Origin of the sequence: Paraburkholderia dinghuensis (assembly GCF_003837865.1) — a bacterium.
Taxonomy (GTDB): Bacteria; Pseudomonadota; Gammaproteobacteria; order Burkholderiales; family Burkholderiaceae; genus Paraburkholderia; species Paraburkholderia dinghuensis.
In genome coordinates, this window is the sequence record NZ_RQIS01000002.1 from 235704 (window position 1) to 248443 (window position 12740).

The 12740-nt window shown below is 62.0% G+C and carries 9 protein-coding genes; 7 read left to right on the plus strand and 2 right to left on the minus strand.

Annotation, left to right across the window (positions count from 1 at the left end):
- Window positions 1-491 precede the first annotated feature (491 nt).
- The 6 genes from D1Y85_RS03940 (at window position 492) to cyoD (ending at window position 8561) form a co-directional block, all read left to right on the plus strand.
- The gene (locus tag D1Y85_RS03940; protein ID WP_124149728.1) at window positions 492-1862 is read left to right on the plus strand and encodes a sugar efflux transporter; all 1371 of its coding nucleotides are present in this window, start codon (window positions 492-494) and stop codon (window positions 1860-1862) included.
- Window positions 1863-2805: 943 nt separating this feature from the next.
- Window positions 2806-4350, plus strand: coding sequence for an NADH-quinone oxidoreductase subunit M (locus D1Y85_RS03945; RefSeq protein ID WP_124149729.1), 1545 nt, complete (start codon window positions 2806-2808; stop codon window positions 4348-4350).
- 338 nt (window positions 4351-4688) lie between these two features.
- Window positions 4689-5576: a ubiquinol oxidase subunit II gene (gene cyoA / locus D1Y85_RS03950; protein WP_124149730.1), complete on the plus strand. Its 888-nt coding sequence runs from the start codon at window positions 4689-4691 to the stop codon at window positions 5574-5576.
- 7 nt (window positions 5577-5583) lie between these two features.
- Window positions 5584-7620 carry a cytochrome o ubiquinol oxidase subunit I gene (cyoB, locus tag D1Y85_RS03955; RefSeq protein ID WP_124149731.1) on the plus strand — a complete coding sequence of 679 codons (2037 nt, stop codon included), beginning with the start codon at window positions 5584-5586 and terminating at the stop codon, window positions 7618-7620.
- Complete coding sequence (gene cyoC / locus D1Y85_RS03960) at window positions 7620-8231, plus strand: cytochrome o ubiquinol oxidase subunit III (protein ID WP_124149732.1); 612 nt, start codon at window positions 7620-7622, stop codon at window positions 8229-8231. The genes cyoB and cyoC overlap by 1 nt, the downstream gene beginning before the upstream one ends.
- Window positions 8232-8561: a cytochrome o ubiquinol oxidase subunit IV gene (gene cyoD, locus D1Y85_RS03965; protein WP_124149733.1), complete on the plus strand. Its 330-nt coding sequence runs from the start codon at window positions 8232-8234 to the stop codon at window positions 8559-8561.
- Window positions 8562-8688: 127 nt separating this feature from the next.
- Here cyoD and D1Y85_RS03970 read toward each other — a convergent pair whose 3' ends face one another.
- Entirely contained in the window at window positions 8689-9339 is a 651-nt protein-coding gene (locus D1Y85_RS03970; protein WP_124149734.1) for an SGNH/GDSL hydrolase family protein, read from the minus strand.
- A 630-nt stretch (window positions 9340-9969) separates the two neighbouring features.
- On the opposite strand from D1Y85_RS03970, the gene D1Y85_RS03975 reads away from it, so the two are divergent.
- Window positions 9970-11067 carry an NADH:flavin oxidoreductase/NADH oxidase gene (locus tag D1Y85_RS03975; protein ID WP_124149735.1) on the plus strand — a complete coding sequence of 366 codons (1098 nt, stop codon included), beginning with the start codon at window positions 9970-9972 and terminating at the stop codon, window positions 11065-11067.
- Window positions 11068-11152: 85 nt separating this feature from the next.
- Here D1Y85_RS03975 and adhP read toward each other — a convergent pair whose 3' ends face one another.
- Window positions 11153-12184 carry an alcohol dehydrogenase AdhP gene (gene adhP / locus D1Y85_RS03980; protein WP_124149736.1) on the minus strand — a complete coding sequence of 344 codons (1032 nt, stop codon included), beginning with the start codon at window positions 12182-12184 and terminating at the stop codon, window positions 11153-11155.
- Between the last annotated feature and the right edge of the window lie 556 nt (window positions 12185-12740).

A 12740-nucleotide genomic window follows, 5' to 3' on the forward strand; every position in this document is an offset into this window, starting at 1 on the left:
GCGCCGCGACTGTTCGGCATGGCAGCCATGGTTGCGCATAGGAAACGTGTGGATCGCCGCGGACGGTGCAGAGGGTAAAGTGCCAGTCCGATCAAGGAGTTGCCGCGATGGCGGTGCGGTTATCAACAGGCTTGTGCACGGAATCTGTGGACAAACCGGGTCGACCCGGTCAGTGCCTGTCGCAGCGCATTCGGGAGAAGTTCGTTTCCGATCAGGGAGTTGGCTTCGCTATCCAGGTGTTACCCACAGGGCTGTCCAGAGAAACTGTGCATAACCTGGTCCGCCAGGCTAGCGATTGTCGCGGACGACGCGAACACGCTTCCGCACTTCGCAAAGCACCGCCGCGCAACGCGCACGCGCTCCAGATACTGGCGTATCGTTGCGCTTCCTTGCACGACTTCGCGATCCCACTCGATAATCGCGGTCGATATGGCCTTCATGCGACACGGTGCGGGCCGACCACTCACTTTCCCGCCACTCTCCGCCGCGCCGTGCTCAACAATTCGCGCTTTGCCGGTCTACTCCGTATCCCGGGTTTCCTTCCGCTTGCTGGCGCGACCCTCATGTTAGGCGTGGCGATGTCCTTCACGGCGCCTTATCTGTCTCTGTTCGGCATCGAGCGCGCGGGCATGACGCCGTTCAGGCTGGGCATATTCATGACCGCGATCGCGACGAGCGGCGTCATAGCCAGCACGGCAGCCGGCCGTTTCAGCGACGCGACCGGCAAGCATCGCGTGCTGCTGCTCGTGTCGCTCGGTGCGGCGACGCTTGGCTATCTGAGTCTGTGCGTCGTGCGCGACTACCGGTTGCTGCTCGCGGTTGGCATCGCGTTTATCGGTGCGGGCGGCTGCGCGCTATCGCTGGTTTTCTCCTTCAGCCGCGCCGCGCTGCCCGCTGCGGACGATGCGGAGCGCACGTTCGCTAGCGCAACATTGCGCACGATTCTCTCTGCGGCGTGGGTGTTTGGCCCGGCGGTCGGTGCGCTCGTTCTCGCGGCCGCCGGGTTTTACGGCCTGTTCCTGTTCGCCGCCGCGAGTTTTGCTGCGTGCGGCGCGATTGTGTGGCGTATGCGCGAGCCGCGCGTCGACGAGCATGCTTCCCAGCACCTGATGCCGCGTCCCACGGCCCGGTCGGTTGAACTGGACACAGCCGACATGGCGCAACACGCGGGCCAGCAGCTCACGCAGGCCGAAGTGCAGCCGGTCAACTCGCCGGGGCATGCACGCGCCGCGCGGGGACAACGTGAGCGCGTGCCCGAGGAGGTGTCGTCGGACGGGATCATGCGTGCGGTCGTCGCGCTGACGCTGATTGGCCTCGCGGCAAATGCAACGATGATCGTGTTGCCGCTCTACATCGTTCACGGGCTGAATGGCACGCGGCTTGACGTTTCGATCATGCTGGGCCTCGGCGCGTTCATGGAGATTCCCATGATGCTCGCGCTGGGCGCGCGCGCCTCCGTGCTGAACAAGCCGCGCTGGCTCGCCGCGTGCGCGATTGTGCATGGGGTTTACTTCGTTGCGATGTCCGCGGCGCCGGGCGTCAATGCGCTGATTCCGATGCAGATACTGAACGCGTTCGTGGTGGCCGTGACTTCGTGCCTTGGCATGACCTACGTGCAGGACCTCATGCCCGCGACGCCGGGACGTGCGACGGCGTTGTTTTTCAATGCGGCGCGGCTCGGGTCGATACTATCGGGTGTGCTTTCGGGGATGCTCGTGCAGGCGTTCGGCTATCGCGGCACATTCCTGTTCTGCGGCTTGCTCGCTGTATGTGCCCTCGTATTGTTTGCCGTGCGCGGCGAACACTATCCGAAGATCGCGCGCGCCGCGCGGCAGTTCCTGCGCGAGCGTACCGGACGCTAGTCCGTGCGCGGCATTGGCGAGCCGAAGTGACCAGTGAATTCGCCAGCGATTGCAGGGCAGATCCGCCGTTACCCAGTGCGCCGAGACGATCCGCGCTGCAACGTCCGAATACTTCGCATACGAACGAGTCTTCGAGCAGCGTGGCGTCGCAGTTGAAAGGAGCGGGCGCACCGAAACCCGGGTGAGCACCGTGTCGAATGCGGGCCGCTCGAACGCCATTCAGCGTCGGGTGCTTCGGCATGGGCCTCGCGACGCGCCAATTCGAGACCGAATGCCAATAAATTGCATATGACCGTGGCAAGCGGCGACCGGCGATTCCAGCGATAGACTGGCGGCGAGCGTTGCGCGAAGTCAAATTTACCAATCTGCAGAAGGGACCCTTCCTGGTGCGCGGGTTAATCCCCGTTTGAGAAGGGGGTAGAGTCCAAATTACTTGCGTACTGCAACCCCTGACGCATAGTGAGAGTTCAGCCCCGGCCAGATGATGGCCGGGGCTTTTTTTTCGCCCACCGCGGCAACGGGAGGTGGAATAGCAGTTGACTTTGCAAGTTATTTAACAGAAAGCAACAAGTAAGGTATTATTCGGCCCGCTCCGCGGCCACGGGTGCCTCGCGCGAGCAAGTTGGGACACCTGGACAGCCCGTCTGCTGGTACAAATTGCCGCGCAAGCGCGCAGATGTCGTATTTCACTAACATGAGAAGTCAAGTAAAAACAATGATTTGAGTCAACGCCTGATCTGGCTTGTATTGTTGCGCTGCAAAACTTCCTCATTCCGTTTACTCTCGTTAACCCTTGAGCGTGTGTGGTTCTTTGCCGCAAGGCTGACAAATTCATTTCAGTCTGTCTGGCCCGAGTTTCATCCCGCGAACCCCTTTCATTTTTCTTTCGTTCCTTTCGGAGCGAAGACGCACTATTCCCTGAGCATTTGTAAGGTCTTGTGAAATGCATTCCGTCCCGTTACTGAGTCTGGCGATCTGGATTCCCATCCTGTTCGGCGTGGCCGTGCTGCGCCTGGGGTCCGATCGTCACCCGCAGCGCGCGCGCTGGCTGGCGCTCGCCGGCGCCGTCGTCGGTCTGCTGCTGACCCTGCCGCTGATCACCGGCTTCGACAACCATGTCGCGGCCATGCAGTTCGTCGAGTACCGCGACTGGCTGCCGGCGTTCGGCGTGGCGATGCGTCTCGGGATCGACGGCATTTCGCTGTGGCTCGTCGTGCTGACCGCATTCACGACGCTCGTGATCGTGATTGCGTCGTGGAAGTCGATCACCGTGCGCGTCGCCCAGTATTTCGGCGCGTTCCTGATTCTCTCGGGGCTGATGGTCGGCACCTTCGCGGCGACCGACGGCATGCTGTTCTTCGTCTTCTTCGAGGCCACGCTGATCCCGCTGTACCTGCTGATCGGCACGTGGGGCAACGAGCGCCGCACGTATGCCGCGGTGAAGTTCTTCTTTTTCTCGTTGGCCGGCTCGCTGCTGATGCTCGTGTCGATGCTGTATCTCTACGGCCAGTCGCACACGTTCGACATGTCCGCGTGGCACGAACTGCAACTCGGCTTCCTGCCGCAGATTTTCGTTTTCATCGGCTTTTTCGCGGCCTTCGCAGTGAAGGTGCCGATGTGGCCGTTCCACACGTGGCTGCCCGACGTTCACCTCGAAGCGCCGACCGGCGCCACCGTGATGCTCGCGATGCTCAAGCTGGGCGGCTACGGTTTCCTGCGCTTTACGCTGCCGATCACACCGGATGCCGCGCACTTCTTCTCGCCGGCCATCATCGCGCTGTCGCTCGTCGCGGTGATCTACGCGAGCCTGCTCGCGCTGGCGCAAACCGACATGACCAAGCTGCTCGCGTACTCGACTGTCGCGCACATGGGCCTCGTCACGCTCGGTCTCTTCCTCTTCAACCAGATCGGCACCGAAGGCGCGATCGTGCAGATGATCTCGTACGGCTTCGTGTCGGGTGCGATGCTGCTGTCGATCGGCGTGCTGTTCGACCGCACGAAAACGCGCTCGATCGCGGACTACGGTGGCGTCGTCAACACGATGCCGCGCTACGCCGCGTTCCTGATGCTGTTCGCGATGGCCAACCTCGGCCTGCCTGGCACGTCGGGCTTCGTGGGCGAGTTCATGGTCATCATGGGCGCGATCCGCGTGAACTTCTGGATCGGCGCGGTGGCCGCGACGACCGTCATTCTGAGCGCGGCATACACCCTGTGGATGTACAAGCGTGCGATCTTCGGCGCGGTGGCGAACAAGACCGTGGCGAAGCTGACCGACATCGGCGCCCGCGAATCGCTGATCTTCGTTTCGCTTGCAGCGCTGGTGCTGGCGATGGGTGTCTATCCGAAGCCCTTCACCGATGCGATCGAAGTGTCGGCGGCGAATCTCGTCACGGAGGCGGGACGCTCGAAGCAGCCGTCGGACGATGGCGTACCGGCCGATGCAGTGCGCGCTGGCGCGGATATCCACGCACAGCACTCGCCGACGTAATCACCCGGGTTTGACTGCGCATGCGCGCTGCCACATCTCACGATGTGGTAGAGCGCGTGCGTGGCCATAAAAAGGTTGCGACCGCAACCCCCTAAAAAGCGTTGCGCTGAATCTGCGGCGAACGGACGCAGGACCCGGTGTGCAAGGGCTCGCCAGATGCGGCGACCCGCGGCCGTTCTGTGCGACATAGTGTCTCAGCGTCGTTTTGGCAAGGATCAATTTACGTATTCGTTGATTGTTTTTTATCAAAGCGGCTGTATGATTCGGGCGCGCTTTCTTTGCGTGACGTCAGGGAATGTGCCCGAGACTACTCAATGATTGAAATTCAGGCAAACGTGATGAAAAGAACGACCTTGAAAAGGTTATTGCTTCCCGTCGCAGCCGGACTGGCCGCGTGCCTTTCGGGGTGCAACATGGAAATTCTCGATCCCAAAGGCAGCATCGGGGTGGCCGAGAAACAACTGATCGCAACTTCCACCTTCGTGATGCTGATCGTGGTGGTCCCCGTGATCCTGCTGACGCTGTGGTTCGCTTACCGCTATCGCGCGTCGAACCGCAACGCCACGTACGCACCGAAATGGGCGCACTCCACGGCCATCGAAATCGTGGTCTGGACCATTCCCGCGCTCATCATCCTCTTCCTCGGCATCCTCACCTGGAGGAGCACGCACGAGCTCGATCCGTACAAGCCGCTCGAATCGAACGTGAAGCCGATTAACGTGGAAGTCGTCGCGCTCGACTGGAAGTGGCTCTTCATCTATCCGGACCTCGGCATCGCGTCGGTGAACCAGCTGGCCGTGCCGGTCGGTACGCCCGTGAATTTCCGCATCACGTCGGATTCGGTGATGAACTCGTTCTTCATCCCGCAACTCGGCACGCAGGTCTACGCGATGGCGGGCATGCAGACGCGCCTGCACCTGATCGCGGACGAGGCGGGCACGTACCAGGGCCTGTCGGCGAACTTCAGCGGCAAGGGCTTCTCGGACATGAAGTTCAACACGCTCGCGACGAACCAGCAGGATTTCGACGCGTGGGTCAAGAAGGTGAAGGCGTCGTCGACGCAGCTCTCGATGGATCAATACTCGACGGTCGCGCAACCGAGCGAGAAGGCACCGGTTCAGTACTTCTCGACGGTCGATCCGAAGCTCTTCACCAACATCATCGCGAAGTACAACAACGGCCACGTCACCGATTTCGACGACGCGTCGTGCGGTACGAAGGGGTAAAGCAAGCATGTTCGGCAAACTAACACTGGATGCGATTCCGTACCACGAGCCAATCATCGTGGTGACGGCGATCGCGATGGCGCTCGGCGGGGCAGGATTGCTCGGCCTGATCACTTACTTCGGCAAGTGGAAATATCTCTGGACGGAGTGGCTGACGAGCGTCGACCACAAGCGTCTGGGCGTGATGTACATCGTCCTCGCGATCGTCATGCTGGTCCGCGGTTTCGCGGACGCGATCATGATGCGTACGCAGCTCGCGCTCGCGTATAACGCGCCGGGCTACCTGCCGCCGCACCATTACGACCAGATCTTCACGGCGCACGGCGTCATCATGATCTTCTTCTTCGCGATGGCGTTCATGGTCGGCCTGATGAACATCATCGTGCCGCTGCAGATCGGCGCACGCGACGTGGCGTTTCCGTTCCTCAACAACCTTTCGTTCTGGATGACGGCCGTCGGCGCGGTGCTGATGATGATCTCGCTCGTCATCGGTGAATTCGCGCAGGTGGGCTGGCTCGCGTATCCGCCGCTTTCGGAGCTGGCGTACAGTCCAGGCGTTGGGGTCGACTATTACATCTGGGCACTGCAGATTTCGGGCGTGGGCACGCTGCTGACCGGCGTGAACTTCTTCGTCACGATCATCAAGATGCGCGCTCCCGGCATGACGATGATGAAGATGCCGGTGTTCACGTGGACGGCGCTTTGCACGAACGTGCTGATCATGGCCTCGTTCCCGATCCTGACCGTGGCGCTCGCGCTGCTCGGCCTCGATCGTTACCTCGGCATGCACTTCTTCACGAACGATGCCGGCGGCAACCAGATGATGTACCTGAACCTGATCTGGGCATGGGGTCACCCTGAGGTGTACATCCTCGTCCTGCCGGCGTTCGGTATCTTCTCGGAAGTCGTTTCGACCTTCGCCAAGAAGCCGCTGTTCGGCTACAAGACGATGGTGTGGGCGACCTGCGCCATCATGGTGCTCGCGTTCCTCGTGTGGCTGCACCACTTCTTCACGATGGGTTCGGGCGCCAACGTCAATGCGTTCTTCGGCATCATGACGATGATCATCGCGATCCCGACGGGCGTGAAGATCTTCAACTGGCTGTTCACGATCTACCGCGGCCGTCTGGAGTTCTCGACGCCCATCCTGTGGACGATCGGCTTCATGGTCACGTTCACGATCGGCGGTATGACCGGTGTGATGCTGGCGATCCCGGGCGCGGACTTCGTGCTGCACAACTCGCTGTTCCTGATCGCACACTTCCACAACGTGATCATCGGCGGCGTGGTGTTCGGCTACCTGGCCGGCATGAACTTCTGGTTCCCGAAGGTATTCGGCTTCAAGCTCAACGAAAAGCTCGGCAAGCGCGCGTTCTGGTTCTGGCTCTCGGGCTTCTATGTCGCGTTCACGCCGCTGTATGTGCTCGGCTTCATGGGCGCAACCCGCCGTCTGAACCACTACGACAACGCTGCATGGCATCCGTGGATGGTCATCGCCTGGTTCGGCGCTGTGCTCGTGCTGATCGGCATCGCTCACCAGCTCCTGCAACTGTACGTTTCGATTCGCGATCGCAACCTGCCGGAAAACCGCGACCTGACGGGCGATCCGTGGGGTGGCCGCACGCTGGAGTGGTCGATCTCGTCGCCGCCGCCGTCGTATAACTTCCCGGTGATCCCGCACGTGAGCGAACTCGACGAATTCGCGCACATGAAGGAAACGGGCCGTGAAACGCCGGATGTGGCGAATACGAAGTACTTCGACATTCACATGCCGTCGAACACGAGCGCCGGTGTCCTGATCGGTGCGTTCAGCCTCGTGCTGAGCTTCGCGGGCATCTGGCATATCTGGTGGCTGGCTATCCTCGGTTTTGCCGGCATCATCGGCACCGCAATCGCTTACAGCTTCCAGAAGAACGAAGGCTTTTACATCCCGGCCGCCAAGGTCCGGGCGGATGAAGAACTGCGCAACCGCGCACTCGTCAAGGCGTTCGCGGGCAAGCAGCGCAGTGGCATGGTTGACGAAGAAGCACTGGAGGCCAACTGATGTTGCAGAAAACAAGTGCGGCCGCGCTGGCGGAGCACGATCACCACGATCACCCGCCGTCGCATTCGGTCTTCGGCTTCTGGCTGTACCTGATGACGGACTGCATCATCTTCGGCACGCTGTTCGCAGTGTTCGCCGTGATGCAGAACCAGTTTGCGGGCGGCCCGACGGGCAAGGACCTGTTCGATATTCCCGGCGTTGCGCTGGAAACCGCAGTGCTGCTGATTTCGAGCATCACGTACGGCTTCGCGATGATCGGCGCGCACAAGCAGCGCACCGGTCAGGTGCTGTTCTGGCTGGCCGTCACGTTCCTGTGCGGCGCGACGTTCCTGTACTTCGAACTGCATGAATTCGCGCATCTGATCGCAGACGGTGCTGGCCCGGGCCGTAGCGCGTTCCTGTCGGCGTTCTTCACGCTGGTCGCGACGCACGGTATCCACGTGACGTTCGGCATGCTGTGGATGATCGTCCTGATGGTGCAGATCGTGAAGGCGCCGTCGCTGGGCGAACGCGAACTGCGCCGCCTGACGTGCCTGAGCCTCTTCTGGCACTTCCTGGACATCGTCTGGATCTGCGTGTTCTCTTTTGTTTATCTTGCGAGCGTGATCTAAATGAGTGCTCATTCCATCCACGAAGAAGATAGCCACGGCAGCCTCGGCAGCTATCTGGCGGGTTTCGTCCTGGCGGTGGTGCTCACGGCCGCTTCGTTCTGGCTTGTGCTGCATGGTGGCTTTCCGCGCGAAACCGCACTGCTCGGTCTCGCCGTGCTGGCTGCGGTGCAGATCGTGGTCCACCTCGTGTTCTTCCTGCATATGAACACGTCGTCGACGCAGCGCTGGAACGTGACCGCATTTGGCTTCACGGTGTTGACGGTGCTGATCGTCATCGTCGGTACGCTGTGGGTCATGCACAATGTCACCATGCAAATGATGTCGCGTTAAGCGTCATTGTTTCGGATCGTGCGCTTCGCATTCGCGTAGTGCACGAACGGAAACGCCGCCCGGGCTTGTGCCCCGGCGGCGTTTTTCATTCCAGTGTGTCGTTTCGCTTCGGAAAAGGGGAAAAGTTTCAGGCGCCGAAGCGCTGGCGCAGGAGTTCGGCAATGACAATGCCAAGGCGGTGGTGTTGTTCGGCTTCGTAGTGGACGCCGTCGGTTGGGCTCACTGCGGCGATCTCGCCAGCGTCGAGAAATGCGGAACCGAACTTCACCGCGACGCGCTCGTAGAGCGGCGCGAGCAGCCGCGATTTCGCTGCGCCGCCGGTGAAGATTTCGCCGAGGAAACCCACTTCGTCGATCGGCGAAGGCGCCACCAACAGGACGTGCGGCGTGGTGCCGCCAGGACCTGCGTGGCAGGCGACCAGCGTTTCGAGCAGCAGCGAAACCGAGGCTGCGATATCGGCTGGCGTGACGGAGAAGCGAGTCTTGAGATCGTTGGTGCCGAGCATCAGCACGACGATGTCGACGGGCAACTGACTTTCGAGGCACGCGCGCAGGTAGTTGAGCCCATTCTTGTGTTGGCCCTGGATCGGGTCGTCGTGGACGGTGGTGCGCCCGGGCAGTCCTTCTTCGATGACGCTCCAGTCATCGCCGAGCACTGCCTGAAGCACGCCGGGCCAGCGGTCTGCGGGGCCGAAACGCTCGAATACGCCGGGCTGCGTGAGAGGTTTGGTGCCGTGTGTGTTGGAATCGCCGTAACAGAGCAGGGTGCGGGACGCCATGAGTTCCTCGCTTGCTAATGAGTTGACTTGCCGATCCGCGATCCTGATGGCGCATGACAGGCGCTGCCAGACGCGGGAATGTGACTTCCGACTTTATGCGATTATCCGGCGACTGGTCCAGTCGCTTTCCAGCATGCCACACCATGTGCGCAGCGTTATGGCTGCGGGCTGGATGGCAGGCTTGCCAGCCGATGGTGGACTCCACATTGCCAACCGGTTTCGCCGATGGGGCACTAGTGCCTGAACGCCATTCATGAGGGAACGCCGATCAAGATTCGGATCCTCGGAGCCCGTGGCCGAGGCGCTGCTCGCGGCACTGCGCGGCGCATGATCGTGCGCTCCGGTCCGGCTGCGCGTTCGCGCATTCAAGCGGACGGGTGCTTCAAGGCGCGGTACAAGGCCGCGGATTGAAGCATTCTGCGCGCGCTACAGTCGAACGAATCGAAGGGCGAGATCGAATGCGCCGGGCGCGCACTACCTCGCCCGTTATTCCTTATTCCGATGGGCAACCTGTCGCTCCGCTCGTGAAGCGGCACAGCGGCTTCGCGTTGCCGAATGGAAATACCGTTTTTTTCAACCTGGCGCGGGCATCGCGTTTGCCGCGGTCTGCGTCCACCAGGAGGGCAGTTGATGTCCGCATTGTTCGAACCGTTCAAGCTCAAAGACGTATCCCTGCGCAACCGTATCGCGGTGCCGCCGATGTGCCAGTACATGGCCGTCGATGGCGTCATCAACGACTGGCACCATGTGCACCTCGCGCAGATCGCGCGCGGTGGCGCCGGCCTCGTGATTGTCGAGGCTACTGCGGTGTCGCCCGAAGGCCGCATCACGCCGCGGTGTGCCGGTTTGTGGAATGACGCGCAGGTGCAGGCATTCGCGCCGACCGTGGCAGCAATCAAGGCAGCGGGCGCGGTGCCGGGTATCCAGATCGCACATGCGGGCCGCAAGGCGAGCGCGAACCGTCCCTGGGAGGGCGACGACCATATTTCCGAAGGGGACCCGCGCGGCTGGCAGACGATTGCTCCGTCGGCGATCGCGTTCGGCGCGCATCTGCCGAAGGTGCCGAAGGCGATGACGCTCGACGATATCGCCCGTGTGCGCGACGATTTCGTTGCGGCGGCGAAGCGCGCACTGGCGGTGGGCTTCGAGTGGCTCGAACTGCACTTTGCCCATGGCTATCTCGGACAGAGTTTTTTCTCGCCACACTCGAATCAACGCGACGACGCCTATGGCGGTAGCCTCGAAAACCGCAGTCGGTTCCTGCTGGAAACGCTGGTCGCGGTGCGAAAAGTCTGGCCGGAGCATCTGCCGCTGACTGCACGATTCGGTGTGATCGAGTACGACGGACGCGATGAGCAAACGCTCGCTGAATCGATCGAACTGGCGAAGGGGTTCAAGCGCGAGGGGCTCGACATGCTGAGCGTGAGTGTGGGCTTTTCGACGCCGTCCGCGCAGATCCCGTGGGCCCCCGCGTTCCTTGCGCCGATTGCGCAGAAAGTGCGCCGAGCCGTCGGTCTGCCCGTCGCTTCCGCGTGGGGTATCGACACGCCCGCGCTCGCCGAACGGTCGGTGGCTTCGGAGCAGCTCGACCTGGTGATGGTGGGCCGCGCGCATCTTGCGAATCCGCATTGGCCGTATTACGCGGCGCGTGAACTGGGCGTTGAGCGCCCGTCGTGGACCTTGCCCGCGCCGTACGCGCACTGGCTCGAGCGTTACAGGGTCGGCTGATCTTTGCCGATCCGAAAAACGGAACCGGGCGGGCACCGCGAAGCGGCCCCGCCCGGTTTTCCATTCGGAAAAAAACGCAGGCCGTTCAGCCGCCCGCCATGTCGAGCACGACGCGGCCCTCGATTTCGCCGCGCTCCATGCGGGCGAAAATGTCATTGATATTGCCGAGCTTGTCGGCGCTGACGGTCGCCTTCACTTTGCCTTCTTGCGCGAACATCAGCGACTCCTCCAGATCCAGCCGCGTGCCGACAATCGAGCCGCGAACCGTCACGCCGCCGAGCACCATGTCGAAGATCGGCAGCGGAAAGTCGCCGGGTGGCAGCCCCGTCAGCGATACGGTCCCGCCACGGCGTACCATGCCGAGCGCCTGAGAGAACGCGACCGTCGAAACGGCGGTAACGAGCACGCCGTGCGCGCCGCCGATTTCCTTTTTCAGCCAGGCTGCAGGATCCGTCGTTTTTGCGTTGACCGTCACGGTGGCGCCCAGACGCTTCGCGAGCTCGAGTTTCGCATCGTCAACGTCCACCGCGGCGACGTTAAGTCCCATCGCGCGGGCATATTGAACTGCCATATGCCCGAGGCCGCCCACCCCCGAAATCACGACCCAGTTGCCCGGTCGCGTATCGGTCATCTTCAGCCCCTTGTAAACCGTGACGCCCGCGCAGAGCACCGGCGCCACCTCGATGAAGTCAACGTTCTTCGGCAATAGCCCTACATAGTTCGCGTCGGCCTTCACATACTGGGCGAAGCTCCCGTTGACCGAATAGCCGGTGTTCTGCTGCTGTTCGCACAGCGTTTCCCAGCCACCGAGACAATGCTCGCAATGACCGCACGCTGAATAGAGCCACGGGATACCGACACGGTCACCTTCCTTGACGCGCGTAACACCGCTGCCGACGCCCACGACGTAGCCAACGCCCTCGTGCCCCGGGATGAAAGGCGGTTGCGGCTTGACGGGCCAGTCCCCGTTGGCCGCATGCAAATCGGTGTGGCAGACGCCACACGCTTCGATCTTCACAAGCAGCTCGCCTGGCCCCGGTGTCGGGACGGCGACCTCCTCGAGGACGAGAGGTTGCCGGAAGGCGCGTACGACTGCGGCTTGCATCGTCTGGCTCATGGTCGGGCTCCTGTGTGGCGGCGTGCGTCCGGACGCGAGGCGCATCCGGTCAGGCGCGCGTCTGCCGGAACATTTGATTCTGTAGGAAAGCCGTTTTGAGTGCGCCGACCGTGCTCACGTCCAGCGACGCCAACAGGCGTTGGTCAAAGATCTCGACATATCGGTAAACGCACGCTCGAACGATCAGCGGCGCGTCGCGAACCGGTGGATGGGAATGCACGCCCGGAGGGAGCGATCTGCGGTGACGAAAGGCCGTGCTGTTGGTGTACTTTTGCGCGCGGCGTCGATGCGGCTTATAACGACGGACGCGTCACAGAACACCTGTGCCTACGACACAAACCCGCGTCCCCTGGCCGGACAGGCAACCTGTTCGGCCGCCTTGCGAACTTCCTGTTCCGCGTTGGTTAAGGGGTTCGAGGCGCGCGCCCGACGTGCTGTATAAATATACAGTAGAATCTGAACCCGTCAGTGTGGTGCAGTCCGGGCGACGTCCGGCTAGGCCGCACTAAGAGTTGCCGGGCCGCGCCGCCCGGTCCCCGCCGTGTGATCAGCCGGA

Coding starts and splice junctions, on each gene's coding strand:
- D1Y85_RS03945 (WP_124149729.1), top strand. CDS start 2,806: ATGCATTCCGTCCCGTTACTGAGTCTGGCGATCTGGATTCCCATCCTG.
- cyoA (WP_124149730.1), top strand. CDS start 4,689: ATGAAAAGAACGACCTTGAAAAGGTTATTGCTTCCCGTCGCAGCCGGA.
- cyoB (WP_124149731.1), top strand. CDS start 5,584: ATGTTCGGCAAACTAACACTGGATGCGATTCCGTACCACGAGCCAATC.
- cyoC (WP_124149732.1), top strand. CDS start 7,620: ATGTTGCAGAAAACAAGTGCGGCCGCGCTGGCGGAGCACGATCACCAC.
- cyoD (WP_124149733.1), top strand. CDS start 8,232: ATGAGTGCTCATTCCATCCACGAAGAAGATAGCCACGGCAGCCTCGGC.
- D1Y85_RS03970 (WP_124149734.1), bottom strand. CDS start 9,339: ATGGCGTCCCGCACCCTGCTCTGTTACGGCGATTCCAACACACACGGC.
- D1Y85_RS03975 (WP_124149735.1), top strand. CDS start 9,970: ATGTCCGCATTGTTCGAACCGTTCAAGCTCAAAGACGTATCCCTGCGC.
- adhP (WP_124149736.1), bottom strand. CDS start 12,184: ATGAGCCAGACGATGCAAGCCGCAGTCGTACGCGCCTTCCGGCAACCT.